General features: G+C 68.0%; 18 protein-coding genes. 11 read left to right on the top strand and 7 right to left on the bottom strand.

Translation table 11 applies throughout. The annotated features are described in order from the left end of the window. Window position 1 precedes the first annotated feature (1 nt). On the bottom strand, window positions 2-1375 hold the full coding sequence (gene lpdA, locus ACFC14_RS15310) for a dihydrolipoyl dehydrogenase (RefSeq protein WP_376106217.1): 1374 nt from the start codon (window positions 1373-1375) through the stop codon (window positions 2-4). A gap of 3 nt (window positions 1376-1378) precedes the next feature. Continuing rightward, window positions 1379-2851: a leucyl aminopeptidase gene (locus tag ACFC14_RS15305; protein ID WP_376106214.1), complete on the bottom strand. Its 1473-nt coding sequence runs from the start codon at window positions 2849-2851 to the stop codon at window positions 1379-1381. Between the two features lie 114 nt (window positions 2852-2965). Between ACFC14_RS15305 and ACFC14_RS15300 the strand changes: the two genes are divergently transcribed. From ACFC14_RS15300 to ACFC14_RS15290, 3 genes are all read left to right on the top strand, one after another. Then, window positions 2966-3907: a proteasome assembly chaperone family protein gene (locus ACFC14_RS15300; protein WP_376106211.1), complete on the top strand. Its 942-nt coding sequence runs from the start codon at window positions 2966-2968 to the stop codon at window positions 3905-3907. Between the two features lie 168 nt (window positions 3908-4075). After that, the gene (locus ACFC14_RS15295) at window positions 4076-5314 is read left to right on the top strand and encodes an RNA polymerase sigma factor (RefSeq protein ID WP_136044027.1); all 1239 of its coding nucleotides are present in this window, start codon (window positions 4076-4078) and stop codon (window positions 5312-5314) included. Next, on the top strand, window positions 5311-6006 hold the full coding sequence (locus ACFC14_RS15290; protein ID WP_376106207.1) for a coenzyme F420-0:L-glutamate ligase: 696 nt from the start codon (window positions 5311-5313) through the stop codon (window positions 6004-6006). Before ACFC14_RS15295 ends, ACFC14_RS15290 begins: the two co-directional genes overlap by 4 nt. A 59-nt stretch (window positions 6007-6065) precedes the next feature. On the opposite strand, the gene ACFC14_RS15285 is transcribed toward ACFC14_RS15290, so the two are convergent. Further along, complete coding sequence (locus tag ACFC14_RS15285; RefSeq protein ID WP_376106204.1) at window positions 6066-7082, bottom strand: sugar-transfer associated ATP-grasp domain-containing protein; 1017 nt, start codon at window positions 7080-7082, stop codon at window positions 6066-6068. 80 nt (window positions 7083-7162) lie between these two features. Between ACFC14_RS15285 and ACFC14_RS15280 the strand changes: the two genes are divergently transcribed. Both ACFC14_RS15280 and ACFC14_RS15275 read left to right on the top strand, forming a co-directional pair. Further along, window positions 7163-7867, top strand: coding sequence for an alanine racemase C-terminal domain-containing protein (locus ACFC14_RS15280; RefSeq protein ID WP_376106202.1), 705 nt, complete (start codon window positions 7163-7165; stop codon window positions 7865-7867). Next, window positions 7864-8904: an alanine racemase gene (locus tag ACFC14_RS15275; RefSeq protein ID WP_376106199.1), complete on the top strand. Its 1041-nt coding sequence runs from the start codon at window positions 7864-7866 to the stop codon at window positions 8902-8904. Before ACFC14_RS15280 ends, ACFC14_RS15275 begins: the two co-directional genes overlap by 4 nt. 17 nt (window positions 8905-8921) lie before the next feature. Here the strand turns inward: ACFC14_RS15275 and ACFC14_RS15270 are convergent, their stop codons facing one another. Continuing rightward, a complete protein-coding gene (locus tag ACFC14_RS15270; RefSeq protein WP_136044023.1) occupies window positions 8922-9140 on the bottom strand; it encodes a hypothetical protein in 219 nt (72 codons plus the stop codon). 181 nt (window positions 9141-9321) lie between these two features. Between ACFC14_RS15270 and ACFC14_RS15265 the strand changes: the two genes are divergently transcribed. Continuing rightward, on the top strand, window positions 9322-11448 hold the full coding sequence (locus ACFC14_RS15265) for a type IIA DNA topoisomerase subunit B (RefSeq protein ID WP_376106196.1): 2127 nt from the start codon (window positions 9322-9324) through the stop codon (window positions 11446-11448). A 59-nt stretch (window positions 11449-11507) separates the two neighbouring features. Here the strand turns inward: ACFC14_RS15265 and ACFC14_RS15260 are convergent, their stop codons facing one another. Continuing rightward, window positions 11508-13949, bottom strand: coding sequence for a DNA topoisomerase (ATP-hydrolyzing) subunit A (locus ACFC14_RS15260; protein ID WP_376106193.1), 2442 nt, complete (start codon window positions 13947-13949; stop codon window positions 11508-11510). A gap of 44 nt (window positions 13950-13993) precedes the next feature. Between ACFC14_RS15260 and ACFC14_RS15255 the strand changes: the two genes are divergently transcribed. Then, window positions 13994-15115, top strand: coding sequence for an alkaline phosphatase family protein (locus ACFC14_RS15255; protein ID WP_376106190.1), 1122 nt, complete (start codon window positions 13994-13996; stop codon window positions 15113-15115). 63 nt (window positions 15116-15178) lie between these two features. Here ACFC14_RS15255 and sepH read toward each other — a convergent pair whose 3' ends face one another. Then, complete coding sequence (gene sepH, locus ACFC14_RS15250; protein ID WP_376106188.1) at window positions 15179-16222, bottom strand: septation protein SepH; 1044 nt, start codon at window positions 16220-16222, stop codon at window positions 15179-15181. Window positions 16223-16418: 196 nt separating this feature from the next. Here sepH and ACFC14_RS15245 point away from each other — a divergent pair, with 196 nt between their 5' ends. Next, window positions 16419-16712 (top strand): DUF4193 domain-containing protein, encoded by a 294-nt coding sequence (locus tag ACFC14_RS15245; RefSeq protein WP_105725536.1) that lies wholly within the window; start codon window positions 16419-16421, stop codon window positions 16710-16712. Window positions 16713-16825: 113 nt separating this feature from the next. Here ACFC14_RS15245 and ACFC14_RS15240 read toward each other — a convergent pair whose 3' ends face one another. Continuing rightward, window positions 16826-17290: a DUF3093 domain-containing protein gene (locus ACFC14_RS15240; protein WP_376106184.1), complete on the bottom strand. Its 465-nt coding sequence runs from the start codon at window positions 17288-17290 to the stop codon at window positions 16826-16828. Between the two features lie 12 nt (window positions 17291-17302). Here ACFC14_RS15240 and dut point away from each other — a divergent pair, with 12 nt between their 5' ends. From dut to ACFC14_RS15225, 3 genes are read left to right on the top strand one after another with little or no spacing between them, the layout of a single operon-like run. After that, window positions 17303-17773, top strand: coding sequence for a dUTP diphosphatase (gene dut / locus ACFC14_RS15235; protein WP_168429598.1), 471 nt, complete (start codon window positions 17303-17305; stop codon window positions 17771-17773). After that, complete coding sequence (locus ACFC14_RS15230; RefSeq protein ID WP_136044018.1) at window positions 17770-18357, top strand: DUF3710 domain-containing protein; 588 nt, start codon at window positions 17770-17772, stop codon at window positions 18355-18357. The genes dut and ACFC14_RS15230 overlap by 4 nt, the downstream gene beginning before the upstream one ends. Beyond that, entirely contained in the window at window positions 18354-19088 is a 735-nt protein-coding gene (locus ACFC14_RS15225) for a DUF3159 domain-containing protein (RefSeq protein ID WP_376106180.1), read from the top strand. The genes ACFC14_RS15230 and ACFC14_RS15225 overlap by 4 nt, the downstream gene beginning before the upstream one ends. Window positions 19089-19126: the final 38 nt, after the last annotated feature.

Here is a 19126-nt window from a genome sequence, read left to right as displayed (position 1 = left end):
CTCAGAGGGCGTGCAGGGGCTTGCCGGCCAGCGCGAGGAAGGCTTCGCCGAGTGCCTCGCTCTGGGTCGGGTGAGCGTGGATCAGGGGCGCGATGTCCTCGGGGTGTGCTTCCCAGGCGACAGCGAGCTGCCCCTCGGTGATGAGTTCGCCGACTCGGTCGCCGAGCAGATGCACACCCAGGACCGGGCCATCCTTGAGGCGGACCACCTTGACCAGCCCGCTCGTCCCGATGATCTCGCTCTTGCCGTTGCCGGCGAGGTTGTACTCGTAGGCGGCGACCGCTTCGGCACCGTGCTCGGCGATCGCGGCCTCTTCGGTGACACCGACCGAGGCGACCTCGGGGCTCGAGTACGTGACCTTGGGGATCTGCACGTCGGGGATGTTCGCGGGGGACAGGCCGGCGATGCGCTCGGCGACGGCGATGCCCTGCTGGAACCCGCGGTGAGCGAGCTGGAGACCGGGAACGATGTCACCGACGGCCCACACTCCGGGAACGCCGGTGCGGAGGTTCTCGTCGACGGTCACGAATCCGCGGTCGAGCGCGACTCCCGCCTCCTCGAATCCGAGATCGGCGGTGACGGGGCCGCGACCGACGGCGACGAGGAGGTAGTCGGCCGTGAACTCCTTGCCGTCTTCGAGCGTGACGGTGACGGACGAGTCGTCCTGTGTCGCCGTCTGGAAGCGGACACCGAGCGAGTACTGGATGCCGCGACGACGGAACGCGCGCTCGAGGCCCTTGCTGAGGGCGATGTCCTCGTTCGGGACGAGGTGCGGCAGCGCCTCGATGATCGTGACCTCCGAACCGAAGGAGCGCCACACGCTGGCGAACTCGACGCCGATGACGCCGCCGCCGAGGATGAGGACGCGCTCCGGGATGACGTCGAGGGCGAGTGCCTGTTCGCTGGTGAGGACGCGGCCGCCGATGTCGAGGCCGGGAAGGGAACGGCTGTAGGAGCCCGTCGCGAGCACCACATCGGCGCCGACGTAGACATCGTCGCCGACGCTGACGCTGCGATCGGGGTTCAGGCGACCGAGACCGGCGACGGTCGTGATGCCGCGCGCCTTCACGAGTCCCTCGAGGCCCTTGAACTTCTTCGCGACGATGCCCTCGCGGTAGGCGCGGACACCTGCCGGGTCGATGCCCTCCAGCGTCGCGGTCACACCGACGGACGCGGCGTCGCGGACATGCTCGGCGACCTCGGCGGCGTGCAGCAGCGCCTTGGTCGGGATGCAGCCGCGGTGCAGGCAGGTCCCGCCGACCTTGTCCTTCTCGACGAGTGCGACCGACTTGCCGAGCTCACTCGCTCGGAGAGCCGCGGCGTAGCCGCCGCTGCCGCCGCCGAGGACGACGACGTCGAAAGTGTGGGTTGTCATGTGTCATGCCTCCTTGTGGGATGCTGCGGCGAAGGCGACGATCGATCGGACCATCGCCCCCGTGGGGCCCTTCTCCGTGAAGCCGTACGGCGCTCCGCCGTGCTCGCCGGAGCCGGCGATGTCGAGGTGAACCCAGGGGATGCGCGGTGCTTCCTCAGCCTCGGAAGTGCGGCCGACGAAACGGCGCAGGAACAAGCCGGCGAACGAGGCGCCGCCCATCCGGTCACCCATGTTCGCGTTCTGCAGATCCGCGATGGGGGACTCGAGCGACTCCTCCATGTAGCTCGGCAACGGCATGTGCCACGCGGGCTCGTCGACCTGCTCAGCGGCGGCGAGGAACTCCGCGACGGTCTCGTCGTCGCCGAAGACGCCCGTGTGCCGGTGTCCGAGGGCGGCGACGATCGCACCAGTCAGAGTGGCCACGTCGATGATTACGTCGGGCTGCTCGCGGCTCGCGGCGACGAGGCCGTCGGCGAGCACGAGCCGGCCTTCGGCATCGGTGTTCTGGACCTCCACGGTCGTGCCGTCGAGGATGCGGATGACGTCGCCGGGGCGAAGGGCGCGTCCGGACGGCATGTTGTCGGTGATGCAGAGCCAGGCCGTCACGTGCACCGGGAGCTGCAGGGCGGCGATCGCGCGAAGCGCCGCGAGCGACGTGGCTGCCCCCGCCATGTCGAACTTCATCCCGACCATCGATGCGGCGGGCTTGAGCGACAGCCCGCCCGTGTCGAAGGTGATGCCCTTGCCGACGAGGGCGATATGGCGATTCGCGCCGGCGGGAGAGTAATCGAGGCGGACCAGCCGCGGTGGCCGGTCGGAGCCCTGTCCGACGCCGAGGATGCCGCCGAAGCCCTGTTCCGCCAGCTCCTTCTCGTCGAGGATCTCGACCGTGACGTCGAGGTCGGCGACGCTGTCGGCGGCGCTCTGCGCGAGCTGCGCGGGGCTCTGCCACTCGGCGGGAACGTTGACGAGGTCCTTGATCAGCGCCACCGCATCGCCGATGGTCTGGGCGTGGGCGGCCTCCGTGTCGGAGAGCGTCGCGTGGAGGGTGACGGCGGTCGCGCGGGTCTTGCCCTTCTCGGAGCGATATCCGTCGAAGCGGTGGCCGCCGAGGACGGCTCCTTCGGCTGCGGCAGCGGCGAATCCCTCGAGGCCCTCGGCGAGACCGAGCGCGACGTTGTCGAAGCCGGTGAGGGAGCGCAGCGCCGTGCCGGCCGCATTGCGGACGGCGGCGGCATCCGGCTTGTCGCCTGCTCCCACGACCGCGAAGGGCAGGGCGGTGACGGCGGGGAGATGCACACGGGTGAACGAACCCGCGGAGCCGGTGAATCCGACACCGGCCAGCGCATCGGCCAGGCCCGGGTAGGCGGACAGCGAGTCCGCAGATTCGGGAAGGGAGGCGACGACGAGCACTGCGGCATCTGCAGCGCTTCCGGGGAACTGAGCGGTGGTGTGCGAGAGCACGGGAAGCGTCATGCCCTCCATCCTAGGATCTCCGCCGCAGCATGGTCGCGCGCTCAGTGTGCGCGTGTTCGCTCTCAGCATGATGCTCCGCGCCCCGGCATCCGGACCTGCTCGTAGCATGGAGACATGCCCCTTTCCGGTGAGATCCACGACCGCGTCGCGAATGCGCCGACAGTGCCGCACGGCCTGCCTCTGGTGCTTCTGCTCACTGGCTTCACCGACGCGGGCAACGCGGTCTCCGGACTGATCGATCACCTGCGGGAGACCGCATCGCCCGAGCCGATCGTCGTCTTCGAGAACGACGTGCTGCTGGACTATCGCGCACGTCGTCCGGTGATCTCCTTCGATCAGGATCACCTCACCGAGTTCCGTCCGCCACGGCTCGAGCTCTCCCTCGCGACGGATGCTCTCGGGCGGCCTTTCCTGCTCCTCGCCGGCTACGAGCCGGACTTCGCCTGGAACGCCTTCGCGAGTACCGTGCTCGATCTGGCCGCGGAGTTCGAGGTTTCCGGTCTGCACTGGGTCCACTCGATCGCCATGCCGGTGCCGCACACGCGTCCGATCGGCACGACCGTGAGCGGCAATCGTCGCGATCTCACCGTTGCGCATTCGGTGTGGAGGCCGCGCACCCAGGTGCCGGCGACCGCCGGACACCTTCTCGAGTTCCGCTTCATCGAGCGCGGTGAGCGCGCTGTGGGATTCGTGCTGCTGGTGCCGCACTATCTCGCGGAGACGGAGAATCCCGATGCCGTGATCGCCGCCGCCGAGAAGCTCATGGCCTCGACGGGTCTGGTGCTGATGCTCGATGCTGTCCAGGAGCGCCGCGAGGACTACCTGACACGAGTGGGGGAGCAGGTCGCGGGGAACGACGAGCTGCAGCAGATGGTGCACAACCTCGAGCGCCGCTACGACGCCTACATGGCGGGCCGAAACCCCGACGACGACTCGTACGACGAGGGCGGATTCAGCGAGCGCGACCTCCCCAGCGCCGATGAGTTGGCGGCCGAGCTGGAGCGCTATCTCGCGTCCCGCCCTTCCGGCGACGAGGACAAGCCCGGTCGCGGTTGAGATCGATCAGGGAGAACTTCGTCGGAATGCATCCGCATCGCCACACGTGTGCGATACTAGGACTCTGACCCGTTGTCAATCAGTGTTTTCGAGCGCTGGACTTGACAAGGGTCTTACTAGTGTCCGAAATGTCCCGGGGCTACACAGCAGCCCCGTGAAAGGCGAAACGTGACTCCTGCCACGACGAAGAACACCCGGACGAAGAAGGCTGCCGAAGAGACGACCGCCGACGCTCCGGTCGAGGCCGATGCGCCCGAGAAGCCCGCGCCCCTGAGCGCGGCGAAGCGTGCTGCCGCGAAGCGCGCCCCCGTCAAGAAGAAGAAGTCCGAGGACGTCGTCGAAGAAGACGAGGCTCCTGCCGTGGCCGCTGTCGACGACGACGAGGACGAAGACGCCAAGCCGAAGTTCACCGAGCCGCTGCCGACCGGCGCGATCGTCATCTCGTCGAACGACGATGAAGACGTCCCGGTCTACTCGACGCAGATCACCGGTGCGACGGCCGACCCGGTCAAGGACTACCTGAAGCAGATCGGAAAGGTCGCGCTCCTGAACGCGGCCGAAGAGGTCGAGCTCGCGATGCGCATCGAGGCGGGTCTGTTCGCCGAAGAGAAGCTGTCGGCGATGTCGGCGGCCGAGAAGACGAGCCAGCTCGGACTCGACCTGCAGTGGGTCGCCCGCGACGGCCAGCGCGCGAAGAGCCACCTGCTCGGCGCCAACCTCCGTCTCGTCGTCTCCCTCGCCAAGCGCTACACCGGCCGCGGCATGCAGTTCCTGGATCTGATCCAGGAGGGCAACCTCGGTCTGATCCGTGCCGTCGAGAAGTTCGACTACACGAAGGGCTTCAAGTTCTCGACCTACGCCACCTGGTGGATCCGTCAGGCGATCACGCGTGCGATGGCCGACCAGGCCCGTACGATCCGCATCCCGGTGCACATGGTCGAGGTCATCAACAAGCTCGCCCGCGTGCAGCGTCAGATGCTTCAGGACCTCGGTCGCGAACCCACGCCGGAAGAGCTCAGCCGCGAGCTCGACATGACGCCGGAGAAGGTCGTGGAGGTGCAGAAGTACGGCCGCGAGCCCATCTCGCTGCACACTCCGCTCGGTGAAGACGGCGACAGCGAGTTCGGTGACCTCATCGAGGACACCGAGGCCGTGGTTCCCGCGGACGCCGTGGGATTCACGATGCTGCAGCGTCAGCTCGAGCAGCTGCTCGACTCGCTCTCCGAGCGCGAGGCGGGGGTGATCCGCATGCGCTTCGGTCTGGGCGATGGTCAGCCGAAGACCCTCGACCAGATCGGTGACACGTTCGGCGTGACGCGTGAGCGCATTCGTCAGATCGAGTCGAAGACGATGGCGAAGCTGCGTCACCCGAGCCGTTCGCAGTCCCTTCGGGACTACCTCGAATGAGCCAGGCGAACGACGGCAAGGCTCTTGAGGCGAGCGTCGACGGCAAGAGCTATGCGCGCATCCCGCTGCGGACGCGCGTGGTCATGCCCGAAGACGACCTCGATGCGATCATCACCGAGTACGCCAAGGATGCGGTGCAGCCGGGAGACCTGCTGTTCGTGACCGAGAAGATCGTGGCGATCACGCAGGGGCGGTCGTACCGTCTCGATGAGATCAAGCCGCGCAAGCTCGCGCTGTTCCTGTCGAAGTACGTCACCCGCACGCCGTACGGCATCGGGCTCGGCATGCCGGAGACGATGGAGATGGCGCTGCGGGAGTGCGGTACGCCGCGCATCCTCTTCGCGTCCGCCGTCGCAGCGGTGACCAAGGCGTTCGGTCGCCGGGGTGACTTCTACCGCATCGCGGGCGACAAGGCACGCGCGATCGACGGTCCCACCAAGCACACGATCCCTCCGTACAACGAGGCTGTCGTGCTCGGGCCGAAGGACCCCGACGGCGTCGCCGCACGGCTGAAGAAGCTCATCGGCGGTCATGCGGAGGTCGCCGTGGTCGACATCAACGATCTCGGTGGAAACATCCTCGGTTCGACCCTCGACAAGGACGGCGAGCGTCGTCTGGTGAAGATCCTGGGCGACAACCCGCTCGGTCAGGGCCTCGAGTCTACGCCGCTCGGCATCGTCCGCGCGATCTGACCCCTACAACAACGACGAAGGCCCCGGATGCTCGCGCATCCGGGGCCTTTCGTCTTGTCTCAGAAGCCGATGACCTCGCGATAGCGAGGCTTGTGACCGGTGCGGATGCCGGTGACGCTGGGCTTGTTCTCATAGACGCCGGCGCCCCAGTTGCCCTCGACCAGCACCGGGCCGTCGGGGGACACGACGATGTCCCAGCCGACGTACTGCACCTGCGGCACGACACGGGCGACCTCGTCGATGAATGCCCGCACCTCATTCATGAACGGCAGCTGGAAGTCGGCGATGCGGAAACCCGAGTCGGGGTGCGTCTCATGCACGTTCCCGTGCGAGTCGTACCCGGCGCCGACGGCGTGGCCGTTCTCGTCGAGCATCGTGTAGAAGCCGCCGAAGGTCATCTGGTCGCTGACCGCGCCGCGCCCGAACTTCTGCGCCATCGCGAGGATGTGCGCCTTCTCTCCGTCGAAGAACGCGGTGATGCGGGTGGTGTTCACGGTGCCGGGGCACACGGCCGCAAGAGCATCGTGCTGGCGGATGACCTCTTCGATGAGGAGTTCACCGCGTGCAAGCAGCCCTGTGTGGAACTCGTCCCAATCGTCGATATCGGCGGCGTGGTAGCGGTGCACACCCGTGCCTGCCTGCCCCACCGGCTCCTTCGTCACGATGGTGCCCAGGCGTTCGGTGAGTTCGCGGACGGCCTGCGCGTTGCCCTCTTCGACGACCAGCCACTCGCGCTTCAGGAACGCGGAGAACTGCTTGTCGAACTCGACCTTGTCCTGGAAGATCCAGCGGTAGTCCGGGTGGTCGTACCGTTGCGACAGCTGGTTCGACACGGGATGCGTCATGTACGTCTCACGCTCGGCCTTGGTGAGCATCGCGAAGTCGTAGTCGATGTAGTCCTGGAAGCCGACGTTGTGGCGCGCGGCGGACCACAGCATGTCCACGACGATGCCGGGCACGGCCTTGTGGTGCTGCTCCGAAGCCTCTTTGGCCCGTTCCACCACCGATCCGACGTCGATGCGGCGAGCACGTCCCAGCAGGTAACGGATGCGGGGCGCGAGGGAAAGACGAGACATATGGCTCCAGGGTCGGGGTCTCCTCCAGTCTACGGGGGAGCCGCAGGTCGACCTGGGAGCCGGCGGCTAGGCTGGAAGACGTGTGGGAAACGACTTCCAGCTCGCTGCCGCGGGCGATCATCTCCCGGTCGGCGCTGGCCGCCGGCGCTGCAGCGGCGGTTCAGGCGGGTGGCCGCATCGCCGACCTTCGCCGCGATGCCTGGGGGCACGGCGTCATCGCCGTCGCGCAGGCCGTGACGGCCGCCGGCGCCGAAAGTGTGCGTGTCGACGCGCCGGGCGAGGTCGAAGCCCTCCAGTTGGAAGGGATCGTCGGGGTGACGAGCGGCGAGCCCGACATCGATCCCGCGCTGCTGTACGGGCTGCCCCGCGAGCCGGGCCGTCCTTCGACGAGTCCGGTGATGCGGCTGACCGGCCGCGTGCTGTCGACCAAGCCTCTGCGCGCGGGGGATGCCGTGTCCTACGGGTACACGTTCCGCGCCGAGGCCGCGACGACGGTGGCGCTGGTGACCGGAGGATACGCGCAGGGAATCGTCCGGGCGCTCGGAAACCATGCCGACGTCGAGATCGACGGCTCGGTCAGGCCCATCGTCGGACGTGTGGCCATGGACGTCTGCGTCGTCGACCTCGAAGGCTCGGACGCGGCGCCCGGGACCGAGGTCACGTACTTCGGCGGGAACGGCCCGCTCACGGGTGGCGTCGCGCGGTGGGCCGAGGTCACCGGGATGGAGCCGGCGGAACTCATCACCGTCGCGGCGTCGCACGCAGTCCGGGGGTGGGAGGCGTGACCCGCCCTGAACTCCGGCTGAGCACCGGAAGCCTCCGTGCGAACATCGCGGCCGTGCGTCGGCGCGTCTCGCCCTCGAGCCTGATGTTCGTTCTCAAGGACGACGCCTACGGGCACGGGCTCTCCTGGGCTGTCGACACCGCGCGGCAAGAGGGCGTGGAGTGGTTCGGCAGTTACGACATCCGCAGCGGACTCGCGATACGCCGGGTGGCGGGAGGGGACGCACGGATCTTCGCCTGGGTGACGTCGACCGATGACGAGATCGACGACGCGCTCCTGCACGACATCGACCTCGGCGTCGGCACGATCGATTACCTTCGGCGGATCATCTCCCGCGCCTCGGCTGTGGGAGCGAGGGCACGCGTCCACCTCAAGATCGACACTGGACTGCACCGGAACGGCGTGCTCCCCGAGGACTGGGCGACGGCCGTCGCCCAGTCACGACAGGCGGAGCAGGCCGGTCTCGTGGACCTCGTCGGCGTGTGGAGCCACATCGCCGAGGCGAGTGATGCCGAAGACGACGCCGCCCAGGCGGTGTTCCTCGAGGCTGTGCGGGTCGTCGAGGACTCTGGCTCCTCGCCTGCTGCGGTGCACCTGACAGCGTCGGCCGCCTCCTGGTGGAGGCCCGAGCTTCGCGGAACCATGTCGCGCATCGGAGCGTTCTGCTACGGCATCCGCTCCGCCGACGGTCCGGAGCTCGAGGGGATCGTGCCCGTCGCGAGCCTCGTCGCCACCGTCAGTGACATCACCGACGGCAAGGCCTGGATCGGGATCGGAAGCTTCGACGGGCTTCCGTCGACCCTGTCCGGCGCGCTCGTCGGCACGCCCGGTGGTGCCAGGGAACTCCGCTCGGTGGGTCACACCGCGTCGTCTGTCGTGGAGTGGCCGGGAGCGCGTGTCGGCGATGAGGTCGTCCTGTTCGGAACGGGAGCCCAGGGGGAATCCTCGGCGACCACGCTCGCCGAACGCATCGACACGGTGGGCGAGGAGATCCTCACCCGGCTGACGCCGCGGGTCCGCCGCGTCGTCCGGGACTGACGGGCCTCAGCGAGAGCTCAGACCGCTTCGATGAGGCGAGCGGTCTCGTCGTGCCAGCTGGTCGCGATGCTGCGGAGCTTCTCTTCGTACTTGCGGCCGTGGTGGGCGCAGAAGAGAAGCTCGGAGCCGTTCACCTCAGCGGCGATGTATGCCTGAGCGCCACATGAATCACACCGATCCATGGCCGTCAGGCGGAACTCGACGGTGGAGGTGTCACGTTCGGTCGTTGCATTCATCTCGGCGCCTCCTCGGGTGTCGGCTTCGCTTGCTGATTTGGTCAATACAACCACGCTGTACCTGTGGGCATGCCCGGTTTGCGGCGTGTTTCGCTCAGCGCGTACGGGAAGGCCACCGTCTCGACCGCGGCGGGGAGTGTCTGCGGCTGGAATGCGGGTGGCGAGAATAGACTCGGAGATTGTGAATGCCGAGTATTCTGCCCACCATCTCCAGGTGCTTGAGGGGCTCGAAGCTGTCCGCAAGCGCCCGGGCATGTACATCGGGTCGAACGGCTCTCCAGGCCTCATGCACTGCCTGTGGGAGATCATCGACAACTCCGTCGACGAGGCGGTGGCGGGCAACGGCTCGAAGATCGACATCATTCTGCACGCCGACGGCAGCGTCGAGGTCCACGACCGCGGCCGCGGTATCCCCGTCGACGTCGAGCCCCGCACCGGCCTGACCGGCGTCGAGGTCGTCTACACCAAGCTCCACGCGGGCGGGAAGTTCGGCGGTGGCTCGTACGCCGCATCCGGCGGCCTCCACGGAGTGGGCGCGTCGGTCGTGAACGCGCTCTCGGAACGTCTCGACGTCGAGGTGGATCGCGGCGGGAAGACCTATGCGATGTCGTTCCATCGCGGTGAGCCCGGCATCTTCAAGGATTCCGGCGAGAAGCGCCCCGACGCCCCGTTCACGCCTTTCGAGGACAACAGTGAGCTTCGCGTCATCGGCAAGGCGCCGCGCGGGGTCACCGGAACACGCGTGCGCTACTGGGCCGACCGTCAGATCTTCACGAAGGACGCGGCGTTCCAGCTGGCCGATCTCGAGACGCGGGCGCGCCAGACGGCCTTCCTCGTCCCGGGACTCGAGATCGTGGTCAAGGACGAGCGGGCCGCCGGTCAGGTCATCCCGATTCCTGATTCCGACGGTGAGACCACCACGCTCGGCCCCGTCGAGACCTCGTACCTGTACGAGGGCGGCATCTCGGAATTCGTCGAGTACCTGGCGATCGATCCGCCCGTCACGGACACCTGGCGCATCCAGGGCGAGGGGACGTTCAAGGAGACCGTTCCCGTTCTGCAGGCCGACGGCCACATGATCGCCACGGAGGTGGAGCGTGTGTGCGCAGTCGACATCGCGCTGCGCTGGGGCACCGGCTACGACACCCGCGTCCGCTCGTTCGTCAACATCATCGCGACGCCCAAGGGCGGTACGCATCAGCAGGGATTCGAGCAGGAGCTGCTGAAGGTGCTGCGCACGCAGGTCGAGCAGAACGCGCGCCGCCTCAAGGTCGGCAACGACAAGCTCGAGAAGGACGATGTCCTGGCCGGTCTGACGGCTGTCCTGACGGTCAACGTCCCCGAGCCGCAGTTCGAGGGCCAGACCAAAGAGGTGCTGGGCACGCCGGCCGTTCGATCGATCGTCGCCCAGGTGATCCGCAAGGATCTGGGGCAGCGTTTCAGCTCGACCAAGCGCGACGACAAGAACCAGGCCTCACAGCTGCTCGACAAGATCGTCTCCGAGATGAAGGCTCGCGTGTCGGCGCGAGCCCATAAGGAGACTCAGCGCCGGAAGAACGCGCTCGAGTCGTCGACGCTTCCGACCAAGCTCGTCGACTGCCGCACGAACGAGGTGGACCGCAGCGAGCTCTTCATCGTCGAGGGCGACTCCGCGCTCGGCACAGCCAAGAACGCGCGTAACAGCGAGTTCCAGGCCCTGCTGCCGATCCGAGGGAAGATCCTCAATGTGCAGAAGGCCTCCGTCGGCGACATGCTGTCGAACGCGGAGTGCGCGTCAATCATCCAGGTGATCGGCGCCGGCTCCGGCCGGACGTTCGACATCAACGCCGCTCGCTACGGGAAGATCATCCTGATGAGCGACGCCGACGTCGACGGGGCGCACATCCGCACGCTGTTGCTGACCCTGTTCTTCCGCTACATGCGGCCGCTCATCGAGGACGGTCGCGTGTTCGCTGCCGTTCCGCCGTTGCATCGGGTCATCGTGATGAACCCGGGGTCGAAGCCGAACGAGACGATCTACACCTACAGCGAGCAGGAGATGCACGCCCTGCTGGCGAAGCTCCGCAAGGCCGGCAAGCGGTGGCACGAGCCCATCCAGCGGTACAAGGGTCTCGGAGAGATGGACGCTGAGCAGTTGGCGAACACCACTATGGACCGTTCCGGCCGTCTGTTGCGTCGAGTGCGCATGGAGGATGCCGAGGCCGCGGGGCGCGTCTTCGAGCTCCTCATGGGCAATGAGGTGGCGCCGCGACGCGAGTTCATCATCGACTCGTCCGACCGGCTGTCACGGGAGTCGATCGACGCCTGACCCGGCTGGGCGACGGAACAGGAGAGGGGCCGCGGATATCCGCGGCCCCTCTCCTGTGTTCAGACGAGTGTGCGGCCGATGCTGCCGATCACGCCGTCGATGGGCTGACCCGAAGCGTCACGTCGTGCTCCGGTCTCGGGGAGCTTGCGCACGGCGCCGGTGGGATCGACCGCCAACGGCGGGTTCGGCCCCACCCAGGCGACGGTGAGTCGATCCTCGCCCTTCAGGAACGCGTGCGCGCGTACGCCGCCCGTGGCGCGGCCCTTGGTCGGGTACTCCGTGAAGGCCGATACCTTCGCTCGTCCGGGGTCGGTGCCGGGCAGGATGCTCTCGCCGCCGGAGACCGTCGCGACGACAGCCTCCGCCGTGGGATCGACCACGCCGAAGAACAGCACGGATGCCCCGGAGCCCAGCTTGACGCCCGCCATGCCGCCCGCAGGTGCCCCCTGAGGGCGCACGTTCGCCGCGGGGAAGCGGAGGAGCTGCGCGTCGGTCGTGACGAACACGAGATCGGCGTCGTCGGGGGCCTCTGCCACTCCCACAACCGTGTCGCCGGGCTTCATCCCGATGACTTCGAGATCGGGGCGCACCGGCAGCGACGACGGGACGATGCGCTTCACCGTTCCCTGGGCCGTGCCGAGCGCGATCGGCGTCTCGCTGTCGAAACGCACGAACCCGAGGATCCGCTCGTTCCTGGTCGTGATGCCGAGGTAGTCACGCAACGGTGTGCCCGCGGCGAGCTGGACGGAGGTCGCCGGGACGGAAGGCAGGTCGACGGGGGAGAAGCGCACGACACGGCCCAGGCTGGTGAGGGCCCCGATCTCCGCGCGGACCGTCGTCTCGACCGTCGTCAGGATCGCGTCGTGCTTGCTGCGGCGTGCCGGAACCGTCAGCTCCTGTCCCTCGCCGAGGTCGACCCGCACGGCGCGGCCCGTGGTGGAGAGAACGAGGACCGTGGGGGCGTCGGCGATCTGCAGGTCGACCGCTCCCTTGGCCGCTCGCGGCTTCGGCGGAGCGGCGTTCATCAGCAGGGTCCGGCGCGGTGTGCCGTAGGCATCGGCGGCAGCGTCCAACTCTTTGGCGACGACGGCACGGAGGAGCACGGGGCTGCCCAGCAGCTCACGGAGCGAGGCGATCTCCGCCAGCAGAGCGTCGCGCTCGGTCTCGAGCTCGATGCGCGAGAACTTGGTCAGGCGACGCAGTCGCAGCTCGAGGATGTACTCGGCCTGCAGCTCGCTCAGATCGAACACCGAACGCAGGCGCGTGCGTGCCTGCTCCGAATCGTCGGAGGAGCGAATGACCTGGATGACCTCGTCGATGTCGAGGATCGCGATGAGCAGGCCCTCGACGAGGTGCAGGCGCTCTTCTCTGCGGGCGAGGCGGTAGCGGCTCCGCCGCGTGATCACCTCGAGGCGATGGCCGACGTAGACGCTCAGCATCTCCTTGAGACCGAGAGTGCGCGGCTGCCCGTCGACGAGGGCGACGTTGTTGATGCTGAAAGAGTCCTCCAGCGGAGTCAGCCGGTACAGCTGCTCGAGGACGGCGTTGGGGTCGAACCCGGTCTTGACGCCGATCGCGACGCGCAGCCCGTGGTTGCGGTCGGTCAGATCGGTGACGTCGCTGATCCCCTGGAGCTTCTTCGACTGCACGGCATCGCGGATCTTCTCGATCAGGCGCTCGGGTCCGACCATGTACGGCAACTCGGAGACGATGATGCCGGTGCGTCGGGGGCCCAGCGGCTCGATCGAGGTCTTCCCGCGGACCTTGAGTGCGCCGCGTCCGTTCGTGTAGGCGTCCTTGACGCCGTCGAGACCCATCAGGATGCCGCCCGAGGGGAAGTCGGGACCGGGGACGAACTCCATCAGCTCTTCGGTCGTGGCATCCGGGTTCTCGAGCAGATGCGTCGCAGCGGCCACGACCTCGATGAGGTTGTGCGGCGCCATGTTGGTCGCCATGCCCACGGCGATGCCACTCGCGCCGTTGACGAGGAGGTTCGGGAATGCGGCCGGCAGCACAGACGGCTGCTGGAACTGACCGTCGTAGTTCGGGATGAAGTCGACGACGTCCTCGTCGAGGTTCTCCGTGAGAGCGAGGGCGGGTGCGGCGAGTCTCGCCTCGGTGTATCGCGCCGCGGCCGGACCGTCGTCGAGGGAACCGAAGTTCCCGTGACCGTCGATCAGAGGAACACGCAGCGCCCACTCCTGCGCGAGACGGACCAGCGCGTCGTAGATGGCGGAGTCGCCGTGCGGGTGGAGCTTTCCCATCACCTCGCCCACGACGCGTGCGCTCTTGACATGGCCACGGTCGGGGCGGAGGCCCATCTCGGCCATCTGGTACAGGATACGGCGCTGCACCGGCTTCAGACCGTCGCGGGCGTCAGGCAGAGCGCGCGAGTAGATCACCGAGTACGCGTACTCGAGGAACGAGCCCTGCATCTCGGTGGAGAGGTCGATGTCCTGGATGCGCTCCTCGACGGGCTCGGGCGGCGGGGTTTTCGGCATGGACTTCCTGAGGGCGTACGGGAGCCTGTGTCAGACTGGCTCGGATGTCCCTCATGCTACCGTCCGCGTCGCCCGGCGCCCGGAGCGTCGTCGGGGTGGCGGACGACCTGTTCGCCGCGCTCCGAGGCGAGTCCGAGGCGATGCCGCGTGCCGAATCCGTCGTCCTCGTCGTCGTCGACGGTCTCGGGGCGATCAGTCTTCGGGCCCACGCGGGACATGCCCGCGCCCTGACGGCCGGGATGGCGAAGAAGGATGTCGCGCAGTCGGTGTTCCCCTCCACGACGGCCGCGGCGCTCACCAGCATCGTCACCGGCGTCTGGCCGGGTGAGCACGGCCTCGTCGGCTACCGGGTGCTCGACGCCGGCCGCGACGTGCTCGTCAATCAGCTCAGCGGCTGGGAGACCGACGGGATCGATCCGTTCACCTGGCAGCCGGCGCCGACCATCTTCGAACGTGCCGGTCGCGCCGGTCACGAGAGCTTCGCGGTCGGGTTCGCCGGATATGCGCGCAGCGGGTTCACGAAAGCCACACTCCGCGGCGCGGAGTTCGTCGCTGCCGGCACCGCGGCAGCGCGCATCGAAACCGCATACACGCTCGCCCAGGAGCACCCGGGATCACTCGTCTACTGCTACCTGCCCGAGGTGGATAAGGCCGGCCACAAGCACGGGATCGCGTCTGGTGAGTGGGTCGCCGCCCTCGAGGACATCGATGCCGCCCTGGCCGCGCGCGTGCCGCCGGCAGTCGGCGTGCTCGTCACGTCGGACCACGGCATGGTCGATGTCGCGGTCAATCGACAGGTCGTGCTCGACGAGGCACATCTGCGGGGCGTCCGGCATGTCGGCGGCGAGCCGCGGATGCTGCACGCCTACGTCGAGCCCGACGCCGACACCGCCGCAGTGACCGCGCGGTGGCGGGCCGACCTCGAGGGGATCGCCGACGTCGTCACCCGCGATGAAGCCGTTCACGGCGGAATGTTCGGGCCGACTGTCACCACGGCGGCGTCCGCGCGGATCGGCGATCTGCTGGCCATCGCGCGCGGCACGTGGGCGGTCTACGACGGCACCGCGGCAGACCAGCGCGGGCGAGGCATGGTCGGGCAGCACGGAGCGCTCACTCCGGAGGAGCGACAGGTGCCGCTGATCAGGCTCGGAGCCTTCGCGCGCTGAGAGAGAGTGCCTACCGGACGGCCGCCGGTCAACCGCTCGTGCGGGATCACTCGTCAGTGCTGATCACTCGTCGGTGCGAGCTCCGAAGACGATCTCATCCCATGAGGGCATCGCGTTGCGGCGACGGCGACGGCCGCCGGAGTCTCCGGATTCCGAAGGTGCCGTATGGGCCGAAGGGCGTGCGGGTTCCGGCTCTTCGTCGGGCTGTTCGAGCGCGTCGAACAGCGAGATCGGGTCGGAGTGCTCGGTGTCGTCGGTCTCTTCGAGCAGCGGAGCCGTTTCGCGCTGACCCCGACGACGGCGCAGAGCCTCGAGCAGGTCCGCCGTCTCGGGGCTCGTGTTCTGTGCAGAGGGCGCGCGATTGATCGCGGCATCCTGCGCGGCGACGTCGGAGCGCTCAGGGAGGGACGGGTCTTCGACCTCGGCCTCGGGTGCGGGCAGCAGACGCGGGCCGAAGGCGCCCGAATCGAACCGGCTCTCGTCCTTGTAAGGAGAGGTTGTGCGCTCCGCATCCACGGCGCGCAGGCGCGGGATGAGACCTTCGGGCAGTGAGCCCTGGCGTGAGAGCTGAGTGGCATCCGCGTTCAGAGGCGAGAGGGCACTGCGACGCGGGTCGAAGCTCCACCGGGCATCGTGATCGACGTCATTCGCAGTGAACTCGAGCTTGATCGTCCAGCCGGACTCCTCTTTCCAGCTGGCCCACCGCTCCGCAGTCGCTGCGACCTCGGCGAGCTTCGCACGGACCGCGACGCCGAAGGTGGGCTGGGCGTCGGGCTCGACTTCACTTCCGATCAGCACGGGAACCGCGAGTGCCTGGCCGATGATGTGCTCGCGCTCGGCGAGGACGGGACCCTCGAAGCGGGCGACGTCGTCGACGCTGATTCCCAGCAGTTCGGCGACCTCGGGTGCCGTGAGCCCGGCGCGGATCTGCGCCTGGATGTCGCGCGGGCTCGCGGCCAGTTTCTGGGCGGTGGGCTCGGCCTGCCGGGTGGCGCGACGGATCTCACGCTGCAGCACGTCGTCGATGGGCAGCGAGAACCGCTCGCCCGACTCTGTCGCGAGTACGAGGACTCCTGCTTCTGTGCCGACGATGGTGACGTTTTCCATGCGAATGCCCCTCTGATGGGTGTCCGTTCATGGTGTCACGCATGCGGCGTCCGGACCGGGAATACCCTGGGCGTGCCGTGAGTTTGCTCTGTCGCACGGACCGCATTTGCGTTATGTCTCCCGGTCGTGCAAACTATGGCCGCCGATACCCGACGGCGCACCACCCACTCGCACCATGAAAGTGGAGATCTACCGCATGGCAACCGATTACGACGCCCCCCGAAAGAGCGAAGACGACTCCGAGTCGATCGAAGCCCTCAAGGAGCGTGTGCCGGACAAATCTTCCGGCTCAAGCGGGGACGAAGACTCCGACAACCCGTCGAACTTCGACCTTCCGGGTGCCGACCTCTCCGACCTCGAGCTCGACGTCGTCGTGCTGCCCGCGCAGCAGGACGAGTTCACGTGCATGAGCTGCTTCCTCGTGAAGCACCGCTCTCAGCTCGACCACGAGGGCGCATCCGGGCCCATCTGCAAGGAGTGCGCTGCGTAAGCAGTCCTCCGAGCGACGTCTCACGCGCCCCCGACCGTCCGGTCAGGGGCGCGCTGTCGTATGTGGCAGCGCCCGTCAGGAACGGGCGGTGCCCCGATGAACGGCGGGTGCGGTCAGGAACGGGCAGCGCGGATCGCCGCGACCAGGCGGTCGGGGGTACGGGTCGAGATGGTCCACGTGTCGACCGGGTCGTCCACGTCGAGATTCGGAACGACGACGATCCCGTCGATCCCTCCGCGGATCAGGTGCCAGCCGCGCGCGGGGAGGCCGGGGCCGCGTGCCTGTCGGGCTTCTTCGCCCACGAGCGCGAGGGGCTCGCCGAGGTGCTCGACATCGATGTGTGCGCGTCCGGCGCGCAGGATGCGACCCTCCACCGACACGATAGGAGTCGCCGCGATGAAGCCGAGCACCAGGAGCGCGGAGACGGCGGCGCCGACGATGAGCGCGAAGGTCGATCCGATGGGCACGAAGACGAGAGACACCATCGGCCCTGCGACCGCGACCGTGACCAGCAGCCAGAGGCTGGGGGAGAGTCGTTCGCGATAGCGGACACGTGCGTCTGTGGCGGGGTTCTGCATTAGCCTCATGGGGTGACCGATTCCGTTGATGTCCCCATTATCGCTGCAGTGGTGCCCGGATACGCGCATCCGGGCGACGCGGGCGCCGATCTGGTCGCGGCCGAGGCTGTGCATCTGGAGCCGGGCGAGCGCGCTCTCGTCGCCACCGGAGTCCGGATCGCTCTTCCCGACGGTTATGCGGCCTTCGTGGTTCCGCGCAGCGGGCTTGCCGCCAAGCACGGGATCTCCATCGTGAACTCGCCGGGGACGGTCGACGCCGGCTATCGCGGTGAGATCAAGGTGAGTCTGATCAACACCGACATCAGGAGCGCGTACGATGTGGCGGTCGGCGATCGCATCGCGCAGCTGATCGTCATGCCGGTGACACGCGCCACGTTCATCTCGGTGGACGAGTTGCCGGACAGCGTCCGCGGCGCCGGCGGTTTCGGCTCCACCGGGTACCAGGCGGGGCTCACGCAGAACGAAGCAGGGCAGAACAGATGACTGACAACAACGCGACTCCTTCCAAGTCGGCGCCCGCGAACCGCGCCACCGACGGACCCTTCGACGACTCCGAGGCGAACCCGGTTCGCCCGTACATCGACCTGGGCGGGATCAAGATCCTGCCGCGCGAGGGGTTGAACCTCCGGCTCGAGGTGGAGGAGCAGACCAAGCGCATCGTCGCCGTCGGCCTCGACTACGCGGACTCCTCTCTGCAGGTGCAGCCGTTCGCCGCGCCGAGGTCCGGCGGACTGTGGGATGAGACGCGCGTGCAGCTGCGCGACCAGGTCAAGGCACAGGGCGGGCGCGTCGAGGAGCGGGACGGCCCCCTGGGCAAGGAGCTTCTCGCCGAGGTCCCCGCAGCGGCCAGCGAAGGCTCGGGTCTTCGTCTCGCGCGGTTCATCGGCATCGACGGCCCGCGCTGGTTCCTCCGCGGCGTGATCGGCGGAGCCGGTGCGTCGGATCCTGAGGCCGGTGCCAAGGTCGAGGATCTGTTCCGTTCGATCGTCGTCGTCCGCGGCGGCTCTCCGATGCCGCCGCGTGACCTGATCCCGCTGAAGATGCCGGCGACCCCGGGCTCCGCGTGAGCACCCCGGAAGCCGACCCGGAACGCGAGAAGAGCACCTCCGAGATCCTCGGGGAGGCTCTCGGCGGCGCCGCGCGCCGTGCCGGGCTCGACCCGTCGGAGAGCGCGAGCACGCACAAGGTCGTCTGGTCGGCGATCGGCGGGGTCCGCGGCATCCTCGAGTCGGTGCTGCCCAGCCTCGCATTCGTGATCATCTTCACGATCCGCCCCGAGCCGCTGATCCTGTCGCTGGGCATATCGGTCGGTCTCGCCGCGGTCTTCACGATCGTGCGCCTGCTGCAGAAGTCGCCGCCGTCCGCCGCTATCGGCGGGCTGGTCGCCGCGGCCGCCGCGGCCGGACTCGCATTGTGGACCGGACGCGGCGCGGACAACTTCGTTCCGGGGCTCATCACCAATGCGGTGTACGGAACGGTCATCCTGGTGTCGGCCCTGATCGGCTGGTCGCTGATCGGCCTCGCCGTCGGCTTCCTGATGGGAGAGGGCACCACCTGGCGCAACGATCGCCGCAAGCGCCGCGCCTACTTCTGGCTCGGAATCGCGTGGGCCGCACTCTTCTTCGCCCGGCTCGCCGTGCAGCTCCCGCTGTATCTCGCGGGCGATGTGACCGCACTCGGCACGCTCAAGCTCGTCATGGGACTCCCACTCTTCGCGCCGCTGATCGCCGTCACCTGGCTCGTCGTGCGCGCTCTCCATCCGCGCGGACCGTCGCGCGAAGATGTCGCCGAGGCATGATAGATTTATCTTGACATCAAGATAAATCGCAGGCTTTC

It is taken from the genome of Microbacterium sp. NPDC055988 (genome assembly GCF_042269505.1).
Lineage (GTDB): Bacteria > Actinomycetota > Actinomycetes > Actinomycetales > Microbacteriaceae > Microbacterium.
Note: the sequence above shows the minus strand (reverse complement) of the source record. Positions and strands in the feature narration are given on the sequence as shown.

Excerpts from the sequence above, each read along its gene's own strand:
- lpdA (WP_376106217.1), bottom strand. The coding sequence starts at position 1,375 with ATGACAACCCACACTTTCGACGTCGTCGTCCTCGGCGGCGGCAGCGGC.
- ACFC14_RS15305 (WP_376106214.1), bottom strand. The coding sequence starts at position 2,851 with ATGACGCTTCCCGTGCTCTCGCACACCACCGCTCAGTTCCCCGGAAGC.
- ACFC14_RS15300 (WP_376106211.1), top strand. The coding sequence starts at position 2,966 with ATGCCCCTTTCCGGTGAGATCCACGACCGCGTCGCGAATGCGCCGACA.
- ACFC14_RS15290 (WP_376106207.1), top strand. The coding sequence starts at position 5,311 with ATGAGCCAGGCGAACGACGGCAAGGCTCTTGAGGCGAGCGTCGACGGC.
- ACFC14_RS15285 (WP_376106204.1), bottom strand. The coding sequence starts at position 7,082 with ATGTCTCGTCTTTCCCTCGCGCCCCGCATCCGTTACCTGCTGGGACGT.
- ACFC14_RS15270 (WP_136044023.1), bottom strand. The coding sequence starts at position 9,140 with ATGAATGCAACGACCGAACGTGACACCTCCACCGTCGAGTTCCGCCTG.
- ACFC14_RS15260 (WP_376106193.1), bottom strand. The coding sequence starts at position 13,949 with ATGCCGAAAACCCCGCCGCCCGAGCCCGTCGAGGAGCGCATCCAGGAC.
- ACFC14_RS15255 (WP_376106190.1), top strand. The coding sequence starts at position 13,994 with ATGTCCCTCATGCTACCGTCCGCGTCGCCCGGCGCCCGGAGCGTCGTC.
- sepH (WP_376106188.1), bottom strand. The coding sequence starts at position 16,222 with ATGGAAAACGTCACCATCGTCGGCACAGAAGCAGGAGTCCTCGTACTC.
- ACFC14_RS15245 (WP_105725536.1), top strand. The coding sequence starts at position 16,419 with ATGGCAACCGATTACGACGCCCCCCGAAAGAGCGAAGACGACTCCGAG.
- ACFC14_RS15240 (WP_376106184.1), bottom strand. The coding sequence starts at position 17,290 with ATGCAGAACCCCGCCACAGACGCACGTGTCCGCTATCGCGAACGACTC.
- ACFC14_RS15230 (WP_136044018.1), top strand. The coding sequence starts at position 17,770 with ATGACTGACAACAACGCGACTCCTTCCAAGTCGGCGCCCGCGAACCGC.